Source organism: Achromobacter sp. K91 (assembly GCF_003576205.1).
Taxonomy (GTDB): domain Bacteria; phylum Pseudomonadota; class Gammaproteobacteria; order Burkholderiales; family Burkholderiaceae_B; genus Achromobacter; species Achromobacter aegrifaciens.
Genome location: NZ_QWFB01000017.1, coordinates 1 through 24,497, shown reverse-complemented (window position 1 = coordinate 24,497; position 24,497 = coordinate 1). Strand labels below are relative to the sequence as shown.

Annotated in this window: 26 protein-coding genes and 1 other RNA gene; 12 read left to right on the top strand and 15 right to left on the bottom strand. The window is 63.8% G+C overall.

Annotation, left to right across the window (positions count from 1 at the left end):
• Positions 1-622 precede the first annotated feature (622 nt).
• Positions 623-1,099 carry an Lrp/AsnC family transcriptional regulator gene (locus DXK93_RS04370; protein WP_054458545.1) on the bottom strand — a complete coding sequence of 159 codons (477 nt, stop codon included), beginning with the start codon at positions 1,097-1,099 and terminating at the stop codon, positions 623-625.
• Between the two features lie 156 nt (positions 1,100-1,255).
• Here DXK93_RS04370 and hppD point away from each other — a divergent pair, with 156 nt between their 5' ends.
• On the top strand, positions 1,256-2,368 hold the full coding sequence (gene hppD, locus DXK93_RS04365; RefSeq protein WP_054458542.1) for a 4-hydroxyphenylpyruvate dioxygenase: 1,113 nt from the start codon (positions 1,256-1,258) through the stop codon (positions 2,366-2,368).
• 82 nt (positions 2,369-2,450) lie between these two features.
• Here the strand turns inward: hppD and msrA are convergent, their stop codons facing one another.
• The 3 genes from msrA to ilvD all read right to left on the bottom strand — a co-directional run bounded on the left by msrA (position 2,451) and on the right by ilvD (position 5,089).
• Complete coding sequence (gene msrA / locus DXK93_RS04360) at positions 2,451-3,005, bottom strand: peptide-methionine (S)-S-oxide reductase MsrA (protein WP_054458540.1); 555 nt, start codon at positions 3,003-3,005, stop codon at positions 2,451-2,453.
• A 79-nt stretch (positions 3,006-3,084) separates the two neighbouring features.
• The gene (locus DXK93_RS04355; RefSeq protein WP_054458538.1) at positions 3,085-3,420 is read right to left on the bottom strand and encodes a c-type cytochrome; all 336 of its coding nucleotides are present in this window, start codon (positions 3,418-3,420) and stop codon (positions 3,085-3,087) included.
• Positions 3,404-5,089 (bottom strand): dihydroxy-acid dehydratase, encoded by a 1,686-nt coding sequence (gene ilvD / locus DXK93_RS04350; RefSeq protein ID WP_119449442.1) that lies wholly within the window; start codon positions 5,087-5,089, stop codon positions 3,404-3,406. The genes DXK93_RS04355 and ilvD overlap by 17 nt, the downstream gene beginning before the upstream one ends.
• A 126-nt stretch (positions 5,090-5,215) precedes the next feature.
• Between ilvD and lgt the strand changes: the two genes are divergently transcribed.
• Complete coding sequence (lgt, locus tag DXK93_RS04345; RefSeq protein ID WP_054458535.1) at positions 5,216-6,004, top strand: prolipoprotein diacylglyceryl transferase; 789 nt, start codon at positions 5,216-5,218, stop codon at positions 6,002-6,004.
• Here the strand turns inward: lgt and DXK93_RS04340 are convergent.
• The 4 genes from DXK93_RS04340 to DXK93_RS04325 all read right to left on the bottom strand — a co-directional run bounded on the left by DXK93_RS04340 (position 5,979) and on the right by DXK93_RS04325 (position 7,793).
• Positions 5,979-6,737, bottom strand: a complete 759-nt coding sequence (locus DXK93_RS04340; protein ID WP_054458533.1) for an SIMPL domain-containing protein — start codon at positions 6,735-6,737, stop codon at positions 5,979-5,981. The two genes, lgt and DXK93_RS04340, sit on opposite strands and share 26 nt — an antisense overlap.
• An 80-nt stretch (positions 6,738-6,817) precedes the next feature.
• Positions 6,818-7,002, bottom strand: a non-coding RNA gene (gene ssrS / locus DXK93_RS04335) — 6S RNA.
• A gap of 33 nt (positions 7,003-7,035) precedes the next feature.
• Entirely contained in the window at positions 7,036-7,347 is a 312-nt protein-coding gene (locus DXK93_RS04330) for a cell division protein ZapA (protein ID WP_006388757.1), read from the bottom strand.
• Positions 7,347-7,793, bottom strand: a complete 447-nt coding sequence (locus tag DXK93_RS04325) for a hypothetical protein (RefSeq protein WP_054458532.1) — start codon at positions 7,791-7,793, stop codon at positions 7,347-7,349. Before DXK93_RS04325 ends, DXK93_RS04330 begins: the two co-directional genes overlap by 1 nt.
• 424 nt (positions 7,794-8,217) lie before the next feature.
• Here DXK93_RS04325 and DXK93_RS04320 point away from each other — a divergent pair, with 424 nt between their 5' ends.
• The 4 genes from DXK93_RS04320 (at position 8,218) to DXK93_RS04305 (ending at position 12,973) form a co-directional block, all read left to right on the top strand.
• Entirely contained in the window at positions 8,218-8,682 is a 465-nt protein-coding gene (locus DXK93_RS04320) for a tripartite tricarboxylate transporter TctB family protein (protein ID WP_054458530.1), read from the top strand.
• A 13-nt stretch (positions 8,683-8,695) separates the two neighbouring features.
• Entirely contained in the window at positions 8,696-10,201 is a 1,506-nt protein-coding gene (locus tag DXK93_RS04315) for a tripartite tricarboxylate transporter permease (RefSeq protein ID WP_054458528.1), read from the top strand.
• 187 nt (positions 10,202-10,388) lie between these two features.
• Complete coding sequence (locus tag DXK93_RS04310) at positions 10,389-11,993, top strand: gamma-glutamyltransferase family protein (RefSeq protein ID WP_119449441.1); 1,605 nt, start codon at positions 10,389-10,391, stop codon at positions 11,991-11,993.
• A 74-nt stretch (positions 11,994-12,067) separates the two neighbouring features.
• A complete protein-coding gene (locus DXK93_RS04305) occupies positions 12,068-12,973 on the top strand; it encodes an NAD(P)-dependent oxidoreductase (protein WP_119449440.1) in 906 nt (301 codons plus the stop codon).
• A gap of 66 nt (positions 12,974-13,039) precedes the next feature.
• On the opposite strand, the gene DXK93_RS04300 is transcribed toward DXK93_RS04305, so the two are convergent.
• Positions 13,040-13,669, bottom strand: coding sequence for an FMN-dependent NADH-azoreductase (locus DXK93_RS04300; protein ID WP_119449439.1), 630 nt, complete (start codon positions 13,667-13,669; stop codon positions 13,040-13,042).
• Between the two features lie 152 nt (positions 13,670-13,821).
• Here DXK93_RS04300 and DXK93_RS04295 point away from each other — a divergent pair, with 152 nt between their 5' ends.
• On the top strand, positions 13,822-14,757 hold the full coding sequence (locus DXK93_RS04295; RefSeq protein WP_054458519.1) for a LysR family transcriptional regulator: 936 nt from the start codon (positions 13,822-13,824) through the stop codon (positions 14,755-14,757).
• Here the strand turns inward: DXK93_RS04295 and DXK93_RS04290 are convergent.
• The 6 genes from DXK93_RS04290 to DXK93_RS04265 form a co-directional block, all read right to left on the bottom strand.
• Complete coding sequence (locus DXK93_RS04290) at positions 14,751-15,680, bottom strand: glyoxylate/hydroxypyruvate reductase A (protein ID WP_119449438.1); 930 nt, start codon at positions 15,678-15,680, stop codon at positions 14,751-14,753. The two genes, DXK93_RS04295 and DXK93_RS04290, sit on opposite strands and share 7 nt — an antisense overlap.
• Positions 15,681-15,788: 108 nt before the next feature.
• Entirely contained in the window at positions 15,789-17,318 is a 1,530-nt protein-coding gene (locus tag DXK93_RS04285) for a tripartite tricarboxylate transporter permease (protein ID WP_042796392.1), read from the bottom strand.
• Between the two features lie 6 nt (positions 17,319-17,324).
• Positions 17,325-17,753 carry a tripartite tricarboxylate transporter TctB family protein gene (locus DXK93_RS04280; protein ID WP_054458558.1) on the bottom strand — a complete coding sequence of 143 codons (429 nt, stop codon included), beginning with the start codon at positions 17,751-17,753 and terminating at the stop codon, positions 17,325-17,327.
• A 243-nt stretch (positions 17,754-17,996) separates the two neighbouring features.
• Positions 17,997-19,499, bottom strand: coding sequence for a sensor histidine kinase (locus tag DXK93_RS04275; protein ID WP_119449443.1), 1,503 nt, complete (start codon positions 19,497-19,499; stop codon positions 17,997-17,999).
• A gap of 30 nt (positions 19,500-19,529) precedes the next feature.
• Positions 19,530-20,216 carry a response regulator gene (locus DXK93_RS04270; RefSeq protein ID WP_008157866.1) on the bottom strand — a complete coding sequence of 229 codons (687 nt, stop codon included), beginning with the start codon at positions 20,214-20,216 and terminating at the stop codon, positions 19,530-19,532.
• A complete protein-coding gene (locus tag DXK93_RS04265) occupies positions 20,197-20,769 on the bottom strand; it encodes an RNA pyrophosphohydrolase (protein ID WP_042796390.1) in 573 nt (190 codons plus the stop codon). The genes DXK93_RS04270 and DXK93_RS04265 overlap by 20 nt, the downstream gene beginning before the upstream one ends.
• A 65-nt stretch (positions 20,770-20,834) precedes the next feature.
• Here DXK93_RS04265 and DXK93_RS04260 point away from each other — a divergent pair, with 65 nt between their 5' ends.
• The 5 genes from DXK93_RS04260 to DXK93_RS04240 form a co-directional block, all read left to right on the top strand.
• Entirely contained in the window at positions 20,835-22,562 is a 1,728-nt protein-coding gene (locus DXK93_RS04260; protein ID WP_054458515.1) for a proline--tRNA ligase, read from the top strand.
• A 53-nt stretch (positions 22,563-22,615) separates the two neighbouring features.
• On the top strand, positions 22,616-23,038 hold the full coding sequence (gene ybgC / locus DXK93_RS04255) for a tol-pal system-associated acyl-CoA thioesterase (RefSeq protein ID WP_119449437.1): 423 nt from the start codon (positions 22,616-22,618) through the stop codon (positions 23,036-23,038).
• A 2-nt stretch (positions 23,039-23,040) separates the two neighbouring features.
• On the top strand, positions 23,041-23,721 hold the full coding sequence (gene tolQ / locus DXK93_RS04250) for a protein TolQ (RefSeq protein ID WP_054458511.1): 681 nt from the start codon (positions 23,041-23,043) through the stop codon (positions 23,719-23,721).
• Positions 23,721-24,179 carry an ExbD/TolR family protein gene (locus DXK93_RS04245; RefSeq protein ID WP_054458509.1) on the top strand — a complete coding sequence of 153 codons (459 nt, stop codon included), beginning with the start codon at positions 23,721-23,723 and terminating at the stop codon, positions 24,177-24,179. The genes tolQ and DXK93_RS04245 overlap by 1 nt, the downstream gene beginning before the upstream one ends.
• Positions 24,180-24,218: 39 nt before the next feature.
• On the top strand, positions 24,219-24,497 hold a 279-nt coding region (locus DXK93_RS04240), incomplete at its 3' end, for a cell envelope integrity protein TolA (RefSeq protein WP_147400218.1).

Genomic DNA, 24,497 nt, shown 5'->3' with positions numbered 1-24,497 from the left:
TGTCAAGTCGGCGTCACATACTGCGTTTCGCTTTCTTGCTTGCGACCTCTTCAGGTCCGCCTCTCTTAGCAGCTATCGAAATATCAGGGTTAACCCTAAGTTTTCGGCAACTGCCAAGCCCAAGACTATAACACGATTTTTGCAGATTGTGCAACTGGCTTTTGCCTAATTTGCACCTTATCTAGCAACCCCATCGCCGCCGCTTTCGCTTTGAATCCGAGATCGGTTACCGCCTGGATGGCCAGCGATATAAGGGTAAACCCTTAATAATCATCACGAGCCAAGCCCAAGACTATAGCACGATTTTTGCAGATTACGCAACTGGCTTCTGCCTAATTTGCTGCAACCCTTGCAATAACCGCTGTCAACATCGCTGCTGACCTGGCGGCAGGCCGGCTAGGTTTCCCTTAGCCAACCCGTGTGCCTGCTTGGCTTCACGCTTCAAAACTGCCCGAATCGCGAAGGAGCGAGACTATAGCACGGAATTTTGGCGGGACTACGAAGGTGACACCCTTTTTTTAAAAGATGCATCCTTTACGGGGACGCACCATTCGCCCTGGACACCCCACGACAAACGTCTGATGGCGGTACCTATATATAGAGAGGGGCTGAAAAGCCATAGCTAGAGCCTGAGCTCTGTGGTTTCCTTGATCTGCTGTAGGGCGAAGAATGAACGCATGTCCACCACTGCAGGGTGGCGCATCAGCGTATCCATGGCGAACCGGGAGAAATGCGCCAGGTCGGCGACCTGTATACGCAACAGGTAGTCCATGTCTCCGGACATGGCATAGCACTCCACGACCTCCGGCCATAGTTGCACGTCGCGTGCGAAGTCGCTCATGGGAGCATGACTGGATCCGCTGTGCTTGTTCAGACGGATGTTTACGTAGGCGAGCAGCCCCAGGCCGACCTTCTTCGCGTCGATCAGGGCGACGTACTTCTTGATGAAGCCCTTCTCTTCCAGTCTGCGGACCCGCCGCAGGCAGGGACTGGGCGACAGCGACACACGATCGGCCAGCTCCTGGTTGCTGAGGCGGCCGTCGCGCTGCAATTCGGCCAGAATCCGTATATCTGTCCTATCCAGCTCAATGTCAGACATTTTCAGCCCTTAATATTTTCTATCCGGCAATATTATTGCTCAACCTACTGGCTTTCGCGACATGTTTGCAATTGTCTGCCCGTCGTTCCTTCCTACAATCTCCGTCTAGACTTGAAGAACAAGTCGTCCTTAAAAACGATGCAAGGGAGCAGACTTATGAGCAGCGCTTTCCAACCCTGGGACAACCCGATGGGCACCGCCGGGTTCGAATTCATTGAATATGCCGCGCCGGACCCCGCCGCGCTGCGCAAGGTGTTCGAACTGCTGGGCTTCAAGGCCATCGCCAAGCACCGCCACAAGGACGTGACCCTGTACCGCCAGGGCGGCGTCAACTTCCTGATCAACGCAGAACCGGATTCCTTCGCCCAGCGTTTCGCGCGCCTGCACGGCCCGTCGATCTGTGCGATCGGCTTTCGTGTGCAAGATGCCAACGCCGCCTACAAGCGCGCGCTGGAACTGGGCGCGTGGGGCTTCGATTCGCACAGCGGCCCGATGGAATTGAACATTCCAGCGATCAAGGGAATCGGCGATTCGCTGATCTACCTGGTGGACCGCTGGGCTGGCAAGGACGGCCATGGCGGTATTGGCGACATCAGCATCTATGACGTGGACTTCGTTCCCGTGGATCCGCAAAACGCCCAGGCCGACCTGAATCACCGCGGCGCAGGCTTGACGCTGGTGGACCACCTGACGCACAACGTGCACAAGGGCCGCATGGCCGAGTGGGCAGAGTTCTACGAACGCCTCTTCAATTTCCGCGAAGTGCGCTACTTCGACATCGAGGGCAAGGTGACGGGCGTGAAGTCCAAGGCCATGACCTCGCCTTGCGGCAACATCCGCATTCCGATCAACGAGGAAGGCACGGAAGAAAAGGGCCAGATCCAGGAATACCTGGACCTGTACCGTGGCGAAGGCATCCAGCACATCGCCATGGCCACCGAAGATATCTACGCCACCATCGAAGCGCTGCGCCAGAACGGCGTAGTGTTCCTGGACACGCCGGAAACCTACTACGAGCTGCTGGACCGGCGTCTGCCGAACCACGGCGAAGACGTAGCGCGCCTGCAAAAGAACCGCATCCTGTTGGACGGCGCCCCCGGCGGCGGCCTGCTGCTGCAGATCTTCACTGAAAACCAGATCGGCCCGATCTTCTTCGAGATCATCCAGCGCAAGGGCAACGATGGCTTCGGCGAAGGTAACTTCAAGGCCCTGTTCGAGTCGATCGAACTGGACCAGATGCGCCGCGGCGTGGTGAAGACCGTCGAATAAAGACTTCCCCCGCCAGCGCCCGGTGCTCGGGCATCGGCGCTGGCTTTGAAACCTCACCTTGTGGTGAGGTTTTTTTTGCCTGCTACTTTTGCAGCCGCTCCTGGAACTGCTTGCGGAACTTGGCGACCTTGGGCGCGATCACGAACTGGCAATAGCCTTGCTCGGGATGCAGGGCGAAGTAGTTGCTGTGGTAGTCCTCGGCCTGCCAGAACTTGGCGGGCGGCAGCACGTGCGTCACGATGGGCGCATCGTAGATCTGCTGTGCATTGACCTCGGCGATGACGGCTTGGGCCTGCTCGCGCTGCCCCTCGTTCTGCCAGAAGATGGCGGATTCGTATTGCGGACCGACGTCATTGCCCTGGCGGCCCGGTGTGGTGGGGTCGTGGGTCGCGAAGAATACGCGCAGCAAGTCACTGTAGGACAGTTCAGCGGGATCGAACTCGATGCGGGCCACTTCGATGTGGCCCGTGGCCTTGCCGCAGACCTGCTCGTAGCTGGGATTGTCCACATGCCCGCCGCTATAACCGGGCAGCACGCTCTTGACCCCGCGCAGCTCGGTGAACACCGCTTCAACGCACCAGAAGCAGCCGCCGCCAAGTACCGCGACCTCATTGCCCGGAGAGGGTTGTTCTGCCATGACGATTCCTTCCTGATAAAGGGCCGCGGAATACGGCCTGGCGTCCCGGCTTTCGTGCGCGGAACGCGAGAGAATAAGACTACTGCTTGGGCGGAGCCAGCGACAAGATCCATTCGGCGAGCGCGCGGGCGTCGTCCGGGCTGACCTGAGTCTGCGCGGGCATGGGCACGGCACCCCAGGCGCCGCGACCGCCGCCGCGGATCTTGCCTGCCAGGTAATCGACCATGGCGTCGCCCTGCCCCGCATAGCGTTCAGCCACGCTCTTGAGCGGCGGGCCGACACGCTTGGCTTCGACCTGGTGGCAGGCCATACAGGCCTTGTTCTTGGCCAGATCCAACCCGGTGGTTTGCGCTTGCGCCGCCCCCGCGCCCAGGACGCAGGCGGCGGCCAACAACAGACTACTCTTCAAATGCATCGGTAACTGCCCCACGGCTCGCGGTGCTGGCGAGCTTGCCGAATTTGGCAAGCACACCGCGTGTATAACGCGGCCGGGGCTGAACCCAGGCCTGGCGACGAGCCGCCATTTCTTCGTCGCTGATATTGAGCTGCAATAGCAGCTTGTGGGCATCGATGGTAACCGAATCGCCCTCGCGGATCAGCGCGATGGGGCCGCCCACGAAAGCCTCCGGCGCGACATGGCCCACGACCATCCCCCAGGTGCCACCGGAAAAACGGCCGTCGGTGATGAGACCCACCGTTTCGCCCAGTCCCTGGCCGACCAGCGCGGAGGTCGGCGCAAGCATCTCACGCATGCCGGGACCGCCCTTCGGCCCTTCGTAGCGGATGACCACCACGTCGCCATCGCGGATCTCGCGCGCCATGATGGCGGTCATGGCGTCATCCTCGGAATCGAAGACGCGCGCCGGGCCCGTGATGACGGGATTCTTCAGGCCAGTGATCTTGGCGACACAGCCTTCGGGAGAGAGATTGCCTTTCAGGATGGCAAGATGGCCTTGCGGGTACAGCGCGCGATCCAGCGGCATGATGACATCCTGGTCCGCCCTGGGAGCGTCGGGCACATCAGCCAGGGTCTCGGCGATGGTCTTGCCGGTGATGGTGATGCAGTCGCCGTGCAACAGGCCGGCGTTGAGCAGCAGCTTCATGACCTGCGGAATGCCGCCGGCGCGATGCAGGTCGGTGGCGACATATTTGCCGGACGGTTTCAGGTCGCACAGGACAGGCACGCGCTTGCGGATGCGTTCAAAGTCGTCGATGGTCCACGGCACTTCCGCCGCATGCGCGATTGCCAGGAAATGCAGCACGGCGTTGGTGGAGCCGCCCGTGGCCATGATGACGGACACCGCGTTTTCGATGGATTCGCGCGTGATGATGTCGCGCGGGCGCAAACCCTTCCTGACCGCCTCGACAAGCACGCGCGCAGACTCCGCGGCGGAAGTGACCTTTTCTTCGTCCTCGTTGGCCATGGTGCTCGAGTACGGCAGGCTCATGCCCATGGCTTCGAACGCGGAGCTCATGGTGTTGGCGGTGTACATGCCGCTGCAGGACCCGGAGCCGGGAATCGCGCACTTTTCTATCTGCTTGAAATCTTCTTCGGGCATGCGGCCCATGGTGTATTCGCCCACGGCCTCGAAGACGGATACGATGGTGAGATCGTTGCCCTTGTAGTGGCCGGGCTTGATGGTGCCGCCATAGACGTAGATGCCGGGCACATTGGTGCGCGCCAGTGCGATCATGCCGCCAGGCATGTTCTTGTCGCACCCGCCTATCACCACCACGCCGTCCATCCACTGCCCTTGCGCCGCGGTCTCGATGCAGTCGGCGATGACCTCGCGGGAGACCAGCGAGTACTTCATGCCCTCGGTGCCCATGGACATGCCGTCTGAAATGGTGGGCGTGCCGAATACCTGGGGATTGGCCCGTGACGCGCGGATCGCATCGATGGCCGCATCGGCCAGGCGCTGCAGGCCGCTATTGCATGGCGTGATCGTCGAATGGCCGTTGGCCACGCCGATCATGGGATTTTCGAAGTCGGCTTCCTGATAGCCCAGCGCGTAATACATGGCGCGGTTGGGCGCGCGCGCGACACCGTGGGTGATGTGGCGGGAACGATCGTTGTGCGGCATGGTCTGTCTCCTGTCGGCCGCCGGGGCTCGGACATGGCAACCGCCCCGGGGGAACTGGCTCGCTTGCGCGCGAATCTTCAATGTTCGCCGGTTATTATCATTCAACTTTATTGTGTCGGGCAGAACATGCTGCAATATCCCCAATTTGACCCCGTCGCCCTGCAGATCGGGCCGCTTGCCATCCACTGGTACGGACTGATGTACCTGGTGGGCTTCGCCCTGGTGTACCTGCTGGGACGCCGCCGCATCACCTCCGGCCACACCACGTCACTGAACGTGAAGGATCTGGAAGACCTGATCTTCTATAGCGTGCTGGGCGTGGTGCTGGGCGGACGGCTGGGTTATGTGCTGTTCTACAAGCCCTCTTACTACCTGTCCCATCCGCTGGAAGTGCTGTACCTGTGGCAGGGCGGCATGTCGTTCCATGGCGGGCTGATCGGCGTGATCGTGGTGATGCTGCTGTTCGCACGCAAGAAGAAGCTGCCATTCTTCGCGGTCAGCGATTTCATCGCGCCACTGATTCCGCTGGGGCTGGGCTTTGGCCGCCTGGGCAACTTCATCAATGGCGAACTCTGGGGCCGGCCCACCGATGTGCCGTGGGCCATGGTGTTTCCGGGCAGCGGCGACGGACTGGCGCGCCACCCCTCGCAACTCTATGAGCTGGGCCTGGAAGGCATCGTGCTGTTCGCGCTGCTGTGGTGGTTTTCGAGCAAGCCGCGCCCGCTGGGCCAGGTGAGCGGGCTCTTCCTGATGGGTTACGGAACGTTCCGCTTCCTGGTGGAATTCACCCGCGAGCCGGACAATTTCCTGGGCCTGCTCGCGGGCGGGTTGAGCATGGGACAGTGGCTGTCCGTGCCGATGGTCGCCCTGGGCGCCATCATGTTCAGCCTTACTGCAAAACGATCGTCCCGTTGACCGCGATGCTGACCGTGACGTTGCCCGCTTCCAGCGGGACGTCCGGGCTATAGCCGCCCGAGGCGTCCTTGGCCATGGCCGCGGCGCCCATCATGCGCGGCATCGGCACGGGGCCGCCCGAGCCGCCCAGTTCCAGCTTGGACAGGCGGTAGCCCGAGAAACCGAAGGCGTTGGCTGCGGCCAGCGCGCGGTCCTTGAAGGCTTGCGCGGCTTCCTTGAGCAGCTTGCGCTCTTCGGCCTCGCGCACTTCGCGCGACAGCAGGAAGCTGATATTCGAGATGGCGGTCTTGTCCGACAGCTTGGACGCCAACGCCGCCGCGGCTTCGAAGTCCTTGGATTCCAGGATCACTTCGCCCTGGCCGCGCCAGGAACCGATCTTGCCCTTGCTGGAAGTGTTCGGCCAGACGTTGTAGCCGCCAGTGCGCACTTCCACTCCTTTGACGTCGCGCGCACGCTTGACCACGTCGTCCAAGGCCGCGCTCAGCTTCTTGCCTGCGGCGGGCTGGTCGGGCGCCTCGACTTCGGCGGACAAGGAAATGCGGACCGTGTCCTGCTTGACTTCAGAAGACGCATTGGCCTGCAGAGTCAGTTCGGGCGCGCGGCTGGCCGACGCTTCCGTCGCGGCGGCGGGCGCCTGGGTCTGCGCATGGGCAAGCGGCGCGGCGCTCAGAGCGGCCACGGCTGCGCACGCTGCGCCGAGTTTGGTCAGCGAGAAAACAGGGTGTTTGAACATGGACTGGTCCTAGAGGGAGGACGAAGGGGAGTGGTGAGGCGCCCGAGGCGGACCTGCTCTTATGGCAGGCCCGCTGGGATAGATGCCCCGCCTGTGCCGTCAAGGCCGGCATCTCGAACCCTGAGGTTCAAGGTGGTCGCGTTCCGAAGAGCGTCGGGTTCGTCTACAGGAGACGATCACTCCAGCTCTGCACTCCCGCAACCAATATGCCATAAGACATAGGTTCAGAGAATGTATGGCCTAGTCACGAACACGGCAGGGACAAACTGAAAATACTTGAGTACTGCTATATGAACTGTCAGAGCAGCTTTTCCTGACCCGACAAGGCGTCATCGAGTACTGCGTTCATGTCCTCGATTCTACGCTTGAAGTCGCCGACCGCCAAACCGCCCAGCGGACCATCGGGCGCTTTCATGGCGAGCAGCTCGCCCGCGACTTGCAGCGCGGCCATCACGGCGATGCGTTCATTGCTGGAGACCTTGCCCGTGCCCTGGATGCGCAGCATCAGTTGGTCCACGTGGCGCACGGCGGCCAGCAGCGTCGGCTTCTCTTCGGCGGAACACGCCAAAGAATAGTCGCGCCCCAGTATGGTGACATCTACGCGTTCCATCAGTGTTGCTCTCCAGACGGTGCGCCCGGCAAGCGGGCCAGCACGGCGTCAATGCGCTCGCGGGCCGATGCGGCGGCCACGCGCAAGCGCTGTAATTCGGTGTCGCGGGTCTGCAAGCTGCCTTGCAGTTCGGTTTCACGGGCGGAGAAACGCGATTCGAGAGACTGGCGCTCGGAGGTTTCGCGGGCCAGTTGCTCGCGCAGCGCGGCCTCGGCCTGCTGGGCTTGCTCGAGCATGGAGGTGACCGCGCCGTCGTGATCCTGAAGCTTGCTCTGGAGCGTGACGATTTCGGCCTCGCGCTCGGCGGCGCGCTGCTTGAGCACACGCTGCTCAGCTTCGGTTTCGTTCAGGCGTTGGCGCAACGCGTCACGCTCTGCGTGGAGTTGCCGGGTGCGTTGCACCAGTTGCCCTATGCGGGCGGCGAGTTGGTCTAGATCTTGCAGCATGGGCGCTATCGTAAACCATCCTGAGTTGAACGGGGTCTCTTCACGCAAGGTGAGAAACCCGGCAATATTCAGTAGGATTTATTCCTGCCTCATTCGAAAGCCAAGCATCCGGCCGATCCTGCTTTCGTCTTTCTTTCTATAAACTTTCACTTAGCTTTCAAAAAGCCCTCAAACTTCCTGACCCGTTACAACTCGGGGTCGGGAGTTCCCGAATTCTAGGGAAAACCCCAGCCTTTCACCGACCTTACAGGGTTTGCAGCGTGGCGGGCGTCCATTACCATTCGCCCTTTCAAGAATCCCAGCCTTACCTTTCATAAGAACAAATGGCACCCTGAAGTGCCTTTTTTGTGCCTGTCACTCGCCTGTCGGCGGGATTGGCCACAGACCTTTTTATCTACATGCTGTAAACAGGAGCCAACCAATCATGCAGCTACGCAATCGACAGGACTTCTGGTCGGGGGTGATGTTCATCGCCCTTGGACTGGGATTCGCCTGGCAGGCCAGCAGCTACCAAATGGGTACTGCCGCCCGAATGGGCCCAGGGTATTTTCCTTTCTGGCTAGGCATTGTTCTGGCATTGCTGGGCGCCATCGTGCTGCTTGGCTCGATGTCCAAGAAGGCGCACGAAACCCACGTCGACAAGTTCGACTGGCGCATCGTGTTCCTGGTGGTCGGATCGGTCGTGCTCTACGGCTTCATCCTCAAGCTGCTGGGCATCTACATCTCGGTGTTCGTTCTGGTTGTCGTCAGCAGCCTGGCCAGCCATGAGTTCAGCCTGAAGGTCGCCGTTGCCAACGCGATCTTCCTGGTGGTGTTCTCGTATCTGGCATTCGTCAAGGGGCTGGGGCTGATTTTCCCGCTGTGGCCGTCGTTTCTGGGCATGAACTAAGGAGCCTTCGGCCATGGAATTGTTTGACAACCTCATGCTGGGCTTCTCGGTGGCGTTCACGCCCGAGAACCTGGCCTATGCCCTGCTGGGCTGCATCCTGGGCACGCTGATCGGCGTGCTGCCGGGCATCGGCCCTGTCCCGACCATCGCAATGCTGCTGCCGATCACGTACGTGCTGCCCCCGGTGGCCGGCCTGATCATGCTGGCAGGCATCTACTACGGCGCCCAATACGGCGGCTCCACAACGGCAATTCTCGTGGCCTTGCCAGGGGAAACGTCCGCGGTGGTGACCGTGCTGGACGGCCACCAGATGGCCCGCAACGGCCGCGCTGGCGCCGCGCTGGCAATCGCTGCGCTGGGTTCGTTCTTCGCAGGCTGCGTGGCCACGCTGCTGCTGGCCGCCTTCGCGCCCCCGCTGGCTGAAGTCGCGTTCAAGTTCGGCCCGGCCGAGTACTTCTCGCTGATGTGCCTGGGCCTGGTCGGCGCCGTGGTGCTGGCTTCGGGTTCGCTGCCGAAGGCTATCGCGATGATCCTGCTGGGTCTGCTGCTGGGCATGGTGGGCACCGACGTGAACTCGGGCGTCGCCCGCTTCGACTTCGGCATCCCCGAACTGCAAGACGGCATCGACTTCGCCATCGTGGCCATGGGCGTGTTCGGCTTCGCCGAAATCATGACCAACCTCGAGCAGAAGGAAAACCGCGTCGACATCACCGACAAGATCGGCTCGCTGTACCCCAACAAGCAGGAATTCAAGGAAGCCGCCCCCGCTGTGCTGCGCGGCACGGCTCTGGGTTCGGCCCTGGGCATCCTGCCTGGCGGTGGCGCCGTGTTGTCGTCGTTCGCCTCCTACACGCTGGAAAAGAAGATCTCGCGCAATCCGGAACGCTTCGGCAAGGGCCACCCGGCCGGCCTGGCTGGCCCGGAATCGGCGAACAACGCTGCTGCCCAGACCTCGTTCATCCCGCTGCTGACCCTGGGCATCCCGGGTAACGCCGTGATGGCGCTGATGGTCGGCGCGATGACCATCCACAACATCCAGCCCGGCCCGCAAGTCATGACGAGCCACCCGGAGCTGTTCTGGGGGCTGATCGCCTCGATGTGGATCGGCAACCTGATGCTGGTCGTGCTGAACCTGCCGCTGATCGGCCTGTGGGTCAAGCTGCTGAAGGTGCCCTACCGCATCCTGTTCCCGGCGATTCTGGTGTTCTGCACGATCGGCGTGTACTCGTTGAACTACAACACGTTCGACATCTTCACCACCGCCATCTTCGGCATCATCGGCTACGTGTGGTCCAAGCTGAAGTGCGAAGGCGCACCGCTGCTGCTGGGCCTGGTGCTGGGTCCCATGATGGAAGAGAACTTCCGTCGCGCCCTGCTGCTGTCGCGCGGCGACTTCACGACCTTCGTGACGCGTCCGCTGTCGGCTTCGCTGCTGGCCGTCGCCGTCTTCCTGGTGATCCTGGTGGCCCTGCCGGCGATCCGCAAGAAGCGCGAAGAGACCTTCGTCGAAGAAGACTAAAGCCAGCCTGCCGCCCCGGTGCAGCAGTCTCGCCCTGAAAACCCCCGGGTTCCGCCCGGGGGTTTTTCTTTGCGCGTCCGGCATCCAGTCCGATAAACGCTACGAATCAATACAACTCAATACGGGTTATGTTCAAACGCAGTTCGCGTACGGTAAGCTAGGGGTTTACCCCACGCGATGATTCGAGATGAATTTCAACTGGAACAACCCCTATCCCACCACCCGCCGCCCCGTGTTCGCACGCAACGTGGTCGCCACGTCACAACCGCTGGCCGCCCAGGCAGGCTTGCGGATCCTGGCGCAAGGCGGCAACGCAGTCGACGCGGCGATCGCCGCGGCCGCCACGCTGGCCCTGACGGAGCCGGTCAGCAACGGGCTGGGATCGGATTGTTTCGCCATCGTCTGGGACGGGTCCAAGCTGCATGGACTGAATGCCTCGGGAAGGGCGCCGGCAGCCTGGAACATGGATTATTTCCGGCGCAAGCACCAGGGTGCCATCCCGATGCGCGGCTGGGACAGCGTGACGGTGCCGGGCTGCGTGGCGGGCTGGGCCGCCCTGCACGAAAAGCTGGGCCGGTTGTCCTTTGCCGACGTGCTTGCACCCGCCATCGAATACGCCGAGCGCGGCTTTGCCGTGTCGCCCATCGTGCAGGAAAAGTGGGCGGCGCAAGCCGACCTCCTGCAACCGCAGCCGGGCTTCGCCGAGCATTTCCTGCCTCGCGGACGCGCGCCGCAGGTCGGCGAGCACTTCGTGCTTCAAGGCGCGGCCGCCACGCTCAAGCGCATTGCGGCCAGCGGCGGCCGGGACTTCTACGAAGGCGAGACCGCCCACAAGCTGGTGGCGCATGCCCAAGCCCACGACGCCGCGCTGACGCTGGCGGATCTGCGCGATTACGCGCCGCAGTGGGTGACGCCGATCAGCCAAAGCTACCGCGGCCACACGTTGCATCAGATTCCGCCCAACGGCCAAGGCATCGCCGCCCTGATCGCCCTGGGCATCCTGCAGAACTTCGACGTGGCGGCACGCCCGGTGGATCACCCTGCAACGCAGCACCTGCTGATCGAGGCGATGAAGCTGGCGTTTGCCGATGTCTACGCGCACGTGGCCGACTCGCAGCACATGCAGGTCACGCCCGAACAGATGCTGGCCGCGGACTATCTGGCGCAGCGCGCGCGCCTGATCGACCCCGATGCGGCGCAGGCCCACGCCAGCGGCCACGCGCCGCGCGGCGGCACCGTCTACCTGACGGCCGCAGACAAGTGCGGCATGATGGTCAGCTTCATCCAGTCGAACTACATGGGCTTCGGCTCCGGCGTGGTGGTGCCGGGCACCGGCGTCAGCCTGCAGAACCGCGGCCATTGCTTCAGCACCGACCCTGGCCACGCCAATGCGGTGGCGGGCGGCAAGCGCCCCTTCCACACCATCATCCCCGGCTTCCTGATGCGCAATGGCGCACCCGTCATGAGTTTCGGGGTCATGGGAGGCAATATGCAGCCCCAGGGGCAGGTGCAGACGCTGGTCCGGATGCTGGACTATGGCCAGCAGCCGCAGGCCGCCTGCGACGCGCCTCGCTGGAAATGGAACCATGGACTGTCGCTGGACGCGGAGGCCGGCCTGCCCGCGGCCGTTGCCGAGGGACTGCGCGCCCGCGGCCATGTGCTCGAAAGCATGGCGGATCCCTACATGGACTTCGGATCGGGGCAGTTCATCTGGCGCCTGGGCGACCCGGCCGTGGACGGATATGTCAGCGCCAGCGACAGCCGGCGCGATGGACTCGCCGCGGGCTTTTGATTGCGTTAAGGTTAGGGCCTGTTTACAGGCGTCAACGCCTGACGGCCCCAATCACATAAAGCGGAGTCCCCTGCATGGCAACGATCGGTACCAAGAGCTACGACGCTGTCGTAGCCCAGAAAGTCACTTTCCTCGGATTGGGCGTGATGGGCCTGCCCATGGCCGGCCACCTGGCGCGCGCAGGACACGACGTCACGGTCTACAACCGCTCGCCCGCCAAGGCCCAGGCCTGGGTCGCCGAATTCGGCGGCAAGAGCGCAGCCACGCCGCGCGAAGCCGTGGCCGGCGCGCAGATCGTGTTCGCCTGCGTCGGCAATGACGATGACCTGCGCAGCGTCGTGCTGGGTCCCGACGGCGCTTTCGCCGGCATGACGCCCGGCGCGGTCTTCGTCGACCACACCACCGCTTCCGCCGACGTGGCGCGCGAACTCTACGCGCAGGCCAAGGAGCTGGGCCTGAATTTCGTCGACGCGCCGGTATCCGGCGGACAGGCAGGCGCGGTCAACGGCGTGTTGACCATCATGTGCGGCGGCGAACAAGCCGTGTTCGATGCGATCAAGCCCGTGGCGCAGAGCTTCGGCCGCGCGGTCACGCTGGTGGGCCCGCCCGGAGCCGGCCAACTGGCCAAGATGGTCAACCAGATCTGCATCGCAGGCGTCGTGCAGGGCCTGTCCGAGGCGATCGCTTTCGGCCAGGCTGCCGACCTGGACATGAAGCTGGTGCTGGACGTGATCAGCAAGGGCGCGGCGCAGAGCTGGCAGATGGAGAATCGCGGCGGCACCATGGTCGACGACAAGTTCGACTTCGGCTTCGCGGTGGACTGGATGCGCAAGGATCTGGGCCTGGTGCTGGCCGAAGCCCGCCACAATGGCGCGCGCCTGCCCCTGACGGCCCTGGTGGACCAGTTCTATGGCGACGTCCAGAAGCTGGGCGGCGGCCGCTGGGATACCTCCAGCCTGATCAAGCGCCTGCGCGACTGAGCCCTGTCCTCGCGGCAAGAAAAAAGGCGAGCCGCAAGGCTCGCCTTTTGCTTTGGACGCCTGCGCTTACGCGGCCAGGCTGTCCTGCTGCGCAGCGGGCAGCAGCGCGTCGATGCGCTGTTTGGCCTGCGCCATGCCTTCCAGCGCGGCCACTTCACCCATGGCCATGCCTTCGGCGGCGATGAAGGTGACGTCGGTCATGCCCAGGAAAGCCAGCATCTGGCGCAGGTAAGGCGTCATCGTGTCCGAAGGCGTGCCTTCGGCCTTGCCGCCGCGGGCGGTCAGCACGAACACCTGCTTGCCCTTGACCAGGCCTTCCGGCACGCCTTCGGGGGTATAGCGGAAGGTGACGCCGGCGCGGGCGAGATGATCGAGATAGCTCTTGAACTGAGCGGGCATGTTGAAGTTGTAGACCGGAACGGCGAAGACGATGCGATCGGCATCCATCAATTCGGCTACCAGCGCGTCGCTCATCTCAACCAGGCGTTGCTGGTCCACGCTGCGGGCATCGGCCGGAGTGAACAGGGCGCCGGCGGTGTTGCCGTCGAAGTAAGGGATGGGCTGGGCGCCGATGTCGCGGATCTTGATGGCCGCGGCCGGATTAGACGCCTTGACGCGGTTGATCAGGTGATCGGCCAATTGCTTGCTGTTGGAACGATCGCCGAGAATAGAGGAAAGGATAACCAGGGTCTTCATTGCAAATTTCTCCAGTGAGGGCCCGCTCGCTGCGGGCGGTCAGGATCCGTAGGCTTTGATCAGATCCCGAGTGCATGGCGTCACTGTAGACGGGTTAATTGTTCACATAAATCCGGTTATGATGAACTATTCGTTCCAGGAATAGAACAATCATGCAAGATCTCAACGACCTCTACTACTTCTCCCAGGTAGTCGAACAGGGAGGGTTCAGCGCCGCCGCCAGGGTGCTGGACATTCCGAAATCCCGCTTGTCGCGCCGGATCTCGCACCTGGAGGAAAGCCTGGGCGTGCGCCTTCTGCAACGCACGACGCGCCGCTTGCGCCTGACCTCGGCGGGCGAACGTTATCTGCACTATTGCCGCGAAATGGCCGCATCGGCGCGCGCGGCGGACGACGCCATGCGGCAGTTGCAGGCCGAACCCACCGGCCCCGTGATCGTGAGCTGCCCCGTATCCATCGCGCAGGACGTGCTGTCGCCGCTGCTGCCCGAGTTCCTGGACGCCTGGCCCGCCGTGTCGGTGCAGTTGCTTGTGACCAACCGCCGCGTGGACCTGATCCGCGAGGGCGTGGACCTGGCGCTACGCGTGCGCACCAAGCTGGATACCGACGCCGAACTGGTCGTGCGCCACTTCGGCACCGCGCGCGGCACACTGGTCGCCAGTCCCAGCTACCTGCAGCGCCATGGCACGCCCGACACGCCGCAGGACCTCGCCACGCACACCACACTGAGCTTCAGTGATCCGCAAAACGAAGTGCGCTGGCCCCTGCGCAACGACAAGGGCGAGGAAGTGCATGTGGAATTGAAACCGCAGCTGTCATGCAACGACTTCATCGTGCTGACCGAAGCCGCGGTGCGGGGCCGCGGCATCGCCCTGCTGCCCTCGATCGCCACGCATGAACAGCTGCGGCGCGGCCAACTGGTGCAGGTCTTGCCGCAATGGCAGTCACCCGAGGGCATCGTGCATTGCATCTATCCGTCGCGGCGGGGCATGATGCCCGCCGTGCGCGCCCTGCTCGATTTCCTGTCGGAGCGCCTGCCCGCCATGTACCAGCGGCTGGAAAAAGCCCCGCTGCCGCCGGCTCAGTAGCCGCGCGAGCGGTCGACCACGCCGGTGATGGCTTCGCCGCGCTGCAACTGCGCGACCTTGCCTGCGATCTGGCGAATGCTCTCATCGCGCAAGGTGCGCGCCGCGATGTGCGGAGTCACGTGCACCCGCGCATCGCGCCAGAACGCGTGGTCCTTGGGCAAGGGTTCGGTGTGGAACACATCCAGCGTGGCGCCGTCGATTTCGCCTTCTTCGAGCATCTGCACCAAGTCATCCTCGACCAGGTGTTCGCCCCGGCCCACGTTGACCAGATGCGCATGCGGCAGCAACTGCGACAGCGTTTCGCGGTTGAGGATGCCAACGGTGTCCGGCGTGAGCGGCAGCACGTTCACCAGGAAGCGCGTGCGGGCCAGGAACGCCGGCAAGGCGGCCGCGCCCGCAAAGGTCTCGACGCCGGGAATTTCGCGCGGCGTGCGCGACCAGCCCGCCACGGGGTAGCCGAATTCGGCCAGGGTCTGAGCGACTCTGGCGCCCACCTGCCCCAGGCCCAGCACGCCGACCGGCCAGTCCGCCTGCCGCGAGCCTTCGCGGGTATCCCAGTGCTGCCGCGCCTGCGCGTGATCGAAAGCTTCGAAATCGCGCGCGACGCGCAGCAGCGCGTACAGCGCGTATTCCGCCATCTGCACCGACATGCCCGCGTCTTCCAGCCGGACGATGCGCACCTGCGGCGGGATCTCGGGCATCTTCAGCAAGGCGTCGACGCCCGCGCCCAGGTTGAACAGCGTGGTAAGGCCGGTCTCGTGCTTGAAGAGTTCGGCCGGCGGACGCCACACCAGAGCCGCCTGCGCGCCCGAAGGCGGGCCGTCCGGGTTCCACACGGAAATGCGGCATCCGGGCATGGCGGCTTCCAGCAGCGGAACCCAGGCGGCGGGATCATGGTGGGGACAGGCAAAGAGTATGTGCATGGTGGCTCTGTGTGCAGACTGGGGAAGCCTCAAGCATGAGGGATGCCGCCGCACAAATCAAACGGCCCGGCATGTAGCCGGGCCGCGTGCAGGCAAACGGAAAAGCGCTCAGGCCGCCTGCGGCACCTCGGGCTTGCCTTTGCCCTTGTTCTTGTTGCGGCGCAGGAAGGCCCACACCTGCAGGAGGACCAGCAAGGCGCTCGCACCGATGAACCACGCGCTGATCGGGCGCTCCACAAACACCGCCAGATCGCCGCGCGACAGCAGCAACGCCCGGCGGAAGTTCTCTTCGACCATGGGGCCGAGCACGAAGCCGAGCAGGATGGGCGCAACCGAGAATTCCAGCGTCATGAGGATGGCGCCGATCACACCGAAAGCCAGCACTTCCCAGATCTGGAAGAGACTGTTCTGGGTACTGAACACGCCCACCGCGATGAAGAACAGCGCCGACGGGAACAGATAGCGGTACGGTACCTGCAGCAGTTTCACCCACACGCCGATCAGCGGCACGTTCAGCACCATGAGCAGCACATTACCCACCCAGAAGCTGGCGATAAGGCCCCAGAAGATGTCCGGATGCTCGGTGATCAGTTGCGGGCCGGGCTGGATGCCCTGGATCAGCAGCGCGCCCAGGATCAGCGCCATCACGGCGTCGCCGGGGATGCCCAGGCTCATCGTGGGGATGAAGTCGACCTGCGTCTTGGAGTGCGAGGACGCTTCCGGCGACGCCACGCCGGCGATCATGCCGGTGCCGAATTTCTCGGGCGTCTTGGAGATCTTGCGCTCCAGCGCATAGGCCACGAAGGTGGTGATGGTAGGACCGGTGCCGGGCATGGCGCCAAACAGCGTGCCTACCGCCGTGCCGCGCACCATAGGCCAGAAGGCGGTCTTGAGCTCCTGCTTGCTGGGCCGCATGTCGCGCAGGCGCAGCTTGGCGCCGCTGCCGATGATGGTCATGCGGTTGACGCTCATGAGGAAGTCGGCAACGCCGAACAGGCCCATGGAAATCGCCACCAGCTCCAGGCCGTCGGACAGGTCCAGCAGCCCGAACGAAAAGCGGATGGTGCCGGTATTCACGTCCGTACCCACCACGCCGCACATCAGGCCGAACAAGGTCATCGCCACGCCCTTGAGCGGCGAGCCGCGCGACATGGTGGCGCCGGCCAAAAGGCCCAGCAACATGATCGAGAAGATCTCGGTGGGACCGAACTTGAACGCGACTTCGACCAGCAGCGGAGACGCGAAGATCATGACGATGATCCCCACCGACGCGGCGAAGAACGAACAGATCATCGTGATGCCGAGCGCCGTTCCGCCCTTGCCTTGTTTGGTCAGCGGATAACCGTCCAGGCAGGTGACCGCGTGCGGCGGATGCGAAGGCAGATTCAGCAGGATCGCGCCGATGGCGCCGCCGTACTGCGAACCGTAGAAGATGCCGGCCAGCATCAGGATGGCCGGCACCGGATGCATCACGTAGGTGAGCGGCAGCAGAATGGAAATGGCCGACAGGGCGCCCATGCCGGGCAGCACGCCGATGAGGTTGCCCACCAGCACGCCGAAGAACGACCACATCAGGTTATGCCACTGGAAGGCGACGCCGAAGCCGTACCAGAGGTCCATCAAGGATTGCGAAATCATGGCGCTTCAACCCCAGCGAAACAGCGGAAGCTGCAGCTGCAGCGCCCACCAGAAGACGACGACCGCGATGACGGTCATGGCGATCGAAAGCAGCAGAGCCTGCTTGATCGTGTTGTTGCGGTCGCCCAGCGCCGAAATGAAAACGATGGCGAACGTGGCAGGCAGCAAACCGCCGTAATGACCCAGCAGCAGGAAAGCCAGGATGCCCAGCAGGATGCAGGCGCCGCCGCGGAAGTCCGGCAGGCCGTGGGCATGGCCGTCGCCGGGCGCAGGCGCGGACGATTCACCCGAGCGCGCCGAGATGGCGATCAGCACGCCGGTCAGCGCCAACAGGCCGCCGAGCGCCGCGGGAAAAAAGCCCGGCCCCATGTGACTCAGGGTGCCGATGTGATAGTCGGTGCCACCGTAGATCGCCCCCAGCCCGATGAGGACCATCAGCGCTCCGCCGTAATAGTCCTTTCTATTGATTGTCTTTTGCACTTCATCCTCCTTCGTGGTGCGGCCGTGCGCCTGGCCGGGACGCACCCGCGAAACGAGCGCCATCCGGTGCCTGGCGACAGGCCCGGACGCAGATTACGGAAGGAAGCTGCTAATCCGCTTTCTGTGCGCTGTCGCGTTCCTGAATTCAGGGGTTATCCCTGAACGGAAGCCGCGCATGACTGCGGAAATGGGGAGAAGTTACTGATCGCCCTTGAGCTCGACATCGAGCGGACGAGGATATTGGGAGACCGTGGACGCCAACGGCAGCCACAGCACGGAGGCCAGGCCAACACCGCCTTGCGCGTTCGGTTCGCCGTCGCGCAGTTCGATGTCACCGTCATTGCGGCGCGCGTAGGCGCGGGCAATCGCCAGGCCCAGGCCCGAGCCCGACGAGGCGACCGGCTTGTCCGTGCCGACCCGCTCGAAACGCGCGAAAGCGCGCTGGCGCAGTATCGGGTCCAGCCCCGGCCCGTTGTCGGAAACAGCGACCTCGGCGCGGTTGTCGTGGCAGCAGACCGACACGGTGATGCGTGCGCCCGCGGGCGCGTAATGGATGGCGTTGTGCACCAGGTTCGACAAGGCTTCGTGCAGTTCGGCCTCGTTGCCCGACACCGGCGCGGGGATTTCCTGGCCCTCTTCGGAACCCGCCTGTACCCAGCCCAGGTCCTGCTGTTTTTCGTGCGCCAGCGGCAGATATTGCAGCACCACCTCGCGCGAGACGGCGTTCATGTCCAGCAGTTGCCGCGGCAACTGGTCGGCCTGGTTGGCGTGAGCCAGCGACAGCAGCTGTTCAGTCAGGCGACGTGTGCGACCCAGCTGGTCGACGATGCCGCGCAGGCCCTCCTGCGCCCGCGCCGGATCGCGTTCGCGCAGCGCATACTGCGCCTGCGTCAGCATGATGGCCAGCGGCGTGCGCAATTGATGCGACGCATCGGCCAGGAACTGCGACTGCTCGTCGAGGACGCGGCGGTAGCGGGCGATATGGTGATTGACCGCATCGACCAGCGGCGCCACTTCGCTGGGCACGCGCGAGGCATCCAGCGGCGTCAGGTCGTCGGGGCGGCGCGCGCGGATGTCGTTACGCAGGCGGCGCAGCGGCTTCAGCGCCCACGACACGCCCCACCACACCAGCAGCGCGACCAGCGCCAGCATGCGGGTGTCGCGCAGGATTTCCTGGCGCCGGGCATTGTTCTCGGCCTCGATGCGCTTGCCTGTGCTTTCAGCCACCACGACCAGCACCTGGCGGTGCTGACCCTGGTAGTACAGGTCGCGCACGACGGCCACGACGCGCACGGGATCGTTGCGATAGACGCTGTCGTAGAAAATCGGCTGGCTGTTGGAACGTGGCCAGGTGGGCGGACGCGGCATTTCCGGCATGCCGAGCAAAGTCTTGCCGGGCTCGGTGGGCACGGCGGCGCCGTCCGGCAGCGGCGGATCGATCTCTTCGATGCGGAAATACTTGCGCAGGCCAGCGCGGGACTCGAGCATCACCTGCGCGTACAGCGGCGTAGCGACCTGCAGGTTGCCGTCAGCAGTGAATTCCAGGCTGCTTTCCAGCACCCGGGCCGGCTCGACCAGGGCGCTGTCGTAGGCTTCGTTGGTGATCTCGGCCAGCGTGCGGTAGTCGTTCACGCTGTCCACGACCAGCAGCATGATCACGCCCGGCAGCAGCAGAATGATCAGCAGCGCGCGGATGCCCACGCGCGGCAGCTCGGATAGCCGCAGCCTCACTCAGGATTCCGCGGACTCGCTGGCGACGCTTTCCAGCATGTAGCCCAGCCCGCGCACGGTGACGATGCGCACGTCGCTGCCAGCCAGCTTCTTGCGCAGCCGGTGCAGCACCACCTCGATGGCGTCGGGATTGGCTTCGCTGTCGTGCGTGAAGACCTTGCCGAACAGCTGGGATTTGTCCACCGGATAGCCGCTGCGCGTGAGCAAGGCAGCCAGGGCGGCATGCTCGCGCGGGGTCAGGAACAGCAGCGAGCCGTCCAGGGTGAAGGCGCGGCTTTCGCTGTCGTAGGACAGCGAACCGCATTGCAGGCGCGGATGCTGGCGGCCGCGGCTGCGCCGCACCAGCGCCGTCAGGCGCGCTTCCAGTTCCTCGAGCGCGAAAGGCTTGGTGAGGAAATCGTCCGCGCCCAGGTTCAGGCCACGCACGCGGTCCTGCAAAGCGCCCTGGGCGGTCAGCAGGAGCACGGGGGTGCGGTCGTCGCGGTTGCGCATTTCACGCAGCACCACCAGGCCGTGCTTGTCGGGCAGTCGCAAGTCCATGACGATGGCGTCGTATTCGGTACCGGCCATGAAGGCTTCGGCGGTGCGGGCGTCGGCCGCGTGGTCCGGCACGAACCCGCTCTGGGCGAGCGCGCGCATCAACCAGGACGCCATGTCCCGTTCGTCTTCAACCAACAATATGCGCATGACCGTCCGTTCCTTCGGGCAGATTCTCTGCCGCCCGTTGCCCGTGCACCCGCTGGCGCAAGTAGCGGGTTTCGTGATGGCGCCGGAAGAGGATAGCCGACAGCTCGTTCAGCGCCTGGGTGTAGACGTCGCGCTTGAACTCGATCACGGCATCCAGGGGCACCCAATACTGGCTCCAGCGCCAGGCATCGAATTCCGGATGCTGCGTCGCGCGCAAGCACACGTCACTGTCACGTCCTACCAGGCGCAACAAGAACCAAATCTGTTTTTGTCCTTTATAGTGGCCACGCCACTCACGCCGGACGAAGTGATCGGGCACGTTATAACGTAACCAATCGCGTGTACGCCCCAAAATACGGACATGCTCGGGCTTCAAGCCCACCTCTTCATGGAGTTCGCGATACATGGCCTGCACCGGGCTTTCGCCATACTTGATGCCGCCTTGGGGGAACTGCCAAGCATGTTCCCTGATACGCTTGCCCCAAAAGACCTCGTTTCTACCGTTGACGAGAATGATGCCGACATTGGGGCGGTAGCCTTCGCGGTCAAGCATGGGCCACCCCCACCGAATTCAATACAATTACGATCGATTATACGTATCTGCAGCCACCTTTAAACATGCGCGCATCCAACTACCACATCAACACCCTCAAAGAAGCCCCTTCCGAAGCCGAAGTCGCCAGCCATCAGCTGATGACCCGGGCAGGGATGATCCGCAAGCTCGCGGGCGGCATCTACACCTACATGCCCCTGGGGCTGAAAGTCATTCGCAAGGTCGAGGCCATCGTCCGCGAAGAAATGAACGCCGCGGGTGCGATCGAGCTGCTGATGCCGGTGGTGCAGCCGGCCGAGCTCTGGCAGGAGTCGGGCCGCTGGGAGCAATACGGCGCCGAGCTGCTGCGCATCAAGGACCGGCACCAGCGCGATTTCGTGCTGCAGCCCACGTCCGAGGAAGTCATCACGGACATCGCGCGCAATGAAATCCACAGCTATCGCCAGCTGCCGGTGAACTTCTATCACATCCAGACCAAGTTCCGGGACGAGCGCCGCCCGCGCTTCGGCCTGATGCGCGGCCGCGAATTCACCATGAAGGACGCCTATTCGTTCGACCGCGACGAAGCCGGCGCGCAGGCCAGCTACGACACCATGTTCAACGCCTACATGCGGATTTTCGGCCGTCTGGGCCTGGAATTCCGCGCCGTGGCCGCTGACACGGGCTCGATCGGCGGCACCCGCAGCCACGAATTCCAGGTGATCGCCGACACCGGCGAAGACCTGCTGGTCTACAACGCCGACTCGGACTACGCCGCCAACATGGAACTGGCCGAGGCCCCGGGCCTGTACCCCACCCGCGCCGAACCCGCCCAGGCCATGGCCGAAGTGCCCACGCCGGGCGCCGCCAAGTGCGAAGACGTGGCCAAGCTGCTGGGCCTGCCGCTGGAGCGCACGATCAAGTCCATCGTGCTGGCCACCGACGGCGAGAAAGGCGCCGACATCTGGCTGCTGCTGCTGCGCGGCGACCACGAACTCAATGAAATCAAGGCCGGCAAGCTGCCCGGCCTGGCGGGCTTCCGTTTCGCCACGGAAACCGAGATCGTCGAAACCTTCGGCTGCAAGCCGGGCTACCTGGGCCCGGTCAAGACCGTCCGCCCCGTGCACGTCATTGCCGACCGCACCGTGGCCAACATGGCCGATTTCGTCTGCGGCGCGAACAAGGAAGACTTCCACATCCAAGGCGTGAACTGGGGCCGCGACCTGCCCGAGCCCGAACTGGTAGCGGACCTGCGCAACGTGGTTGCCGGCGACCCCTCGCCGGACGGCAAGGGCACCCTGTCGATCCAGCGCGGCATCGAAGTCGGCCACGTGTTCTACCTGGGCAAGAAGTACTCGGAAGCCCTCAAGGCCACCTTCCTGGACGAAACCGGCAAGCCCGCCGTCCTGGAAATGGGCTGCTACGGCATCGGCGTGACCCGCATCGTGGGCGCGGCCATCGAGCAGAACCACGACGCCCGCGGCATCATCTGGCCGCGCGCGATCGCCCCCTTCGAAGTGGTAATCTGCCCGGTCGGCTGGGGCAAAAGTGAAACCGTGCGTGACACCGCGCAAAAGCTCTATGAATCCCTGCTGGCGCGCGGCGTGGACGTCATCCTGGACGACCGCGATGCCCGCCCGGGCGTGATGTTTGCTGAATGGGAGCTGATCGGCGCCCCGCTGCGTGTAACAGTTGGAGAACGCGGGCTGAACGATGGTGTGGTGGAATTGCAGGCCCGTCGGGAAACCGAAGCGGCCAAGATTCCGGTAGAGTCCGCGCTTGAAGCCGTGCTGACGAAACTCGACACGCTGTAAACTTTATAGTAACTACGGACTTTCCGCGTCCCGACTGCCCTTTCCTATCCATCGTGACCGATCCGAAGTCCGCCGAATCCGTCCTGCAGGTCCGTGTCTATTACGAGGACACGGATGCAGGCGGAGTGGTTTTCTACGCCAACTACTTGAAATTCCTGGAGCGCGCACGCACCGAGTGGCTGCGCGACCTGGGGGTCAACCAGTCCAACCTGGCGTTCAGCGAGCAACGTCTATTCGTTGTCCGCTCCCTGGACATGTCCTACCGCAAGCCGGCCAGGCTGGACGATTTACTGACGATACGCAGCCGGGTCACACGACTGGGCCGCGCTTCGATACACTTCGCGCAACGCGCGGAACGCGACGGGGAACTGCTTGCCGAAGGCAACATCCAAGTCTGCTGCGTCGATGCCGTTCACATGCGGCCGGCGGAGTTGCCGGCTGACGTTCGCGCCAAACTGGAATTCATTCAGGAATAACCATGCAAGTCACCAACGACATGTCGTTGCTTTCGCTGATTTCGCACGCCAGCGTGCCGGTCCAGCTGATCATGCTGATGCTGTTGGGCATTTCGATCATGTCCTGGACCTATATCTTCGCCAAGCGGCTGGCGATCAAGCGGGCCCATGCCCAGACCCGCCGCTTTGAAGACGATTTCTGGTCGGGCGGCGACCTGTCCATGTTGCAGCAGGCCGTGGCCTCGCGCCGCGACGAGCAAGGCGCGCTGGCTCGCATCTTCGATGCCGGCATGACCGAATTTCTGAAAGCCCGCCGCGGCAATGCCTCCGGCGACGCCACCGCCCTGCTGGACGGCCCGCGCCGCGCCATGCGCGCCGCCTACCAGCGCGAGATGGATTCACTGGAATCGCACCTGAACTTCCTGGCTTCGGCCGGCTCCGTGTCCCCTTACATCGGCCTGCTGGGTACGGTCTGGGGGATCATGCACGCCTTCATCGGCCTGTCGAACATGCAGCAGGCCACCCTGGCCTCGGTGGCTCCCGGCATCGCGGAAGCGCTGATCGCCACCGCCATCGGCCTGTTCGCGGCCATTCCCGCCGTGGTCGCCTACAACCGCTTCACGAACGACATCGATCGCATCTCGATCCGTTTCGACAGCTTCGTCGATGAATTCCTGAACATTCTGCAACGGCAGGTGCGCTAATGCCCTCGGTAAGCTCACGCGGCAGGTCCGGCCGCCGCATGAAGGCCGACATCAATGTGGTGCCGTACATTGACGTGATGCTGGTGCTGCTGGTCATCTTCATGGTGACCGCCCCTCTCATCACGCCCGGCCTGATCCAGTTGCCCTCCGTTGGCGCGGCCTCGGACGTGCCGGTCAAGCCGCTGGAAGTCCAGATTTCGGAAGACGGCAAGATCGCCCTGCGCGTGCGCGAACCCGGCGCCACCATGCAGGACATCGCGCGCCCCGAACTGGTGGCGCAAGTGCGTTCGCGAATTACCGCGGAAACCCCGGTGGTCATCGCCGCCGACGGCAAGGTGCCCTACGAGACGGTCGTGAAGGTCATGGATGAACTTCGCACCAGCGGCATCACCCGCCTGGGTCTGCTGGTGGACCAGTCCGCCGGCGCATCCCAGCCTGCTCCCGCGAAAAAACGCTAACGCGACGCCTTCCGCCGGCGCCGCCGGCATGCAACGCTCATGACGCCACCCATAATCCGACACCGCAGCGGCCCCCCGGCCACCCCGCCCAACCACGACAACCGGAAGGCATTGATCCTGGCCGTGGCCGTGCACGTGCTGCTGCTGATCGTCTTGATCTTTGGCGTGAACTGGCGCTCCGAGAGCCCCGGCCCCGTGCAGGTACAGCTCTGGGCAGACGGCAACTCGCCCGACCCCCCGCCGCCCACGCCGCAACCCGAACCCCCGAAGCCGCAGCCCAAGCCGGAACCGAAGCCCGAGCCTGAAAAGGCGCCCGAG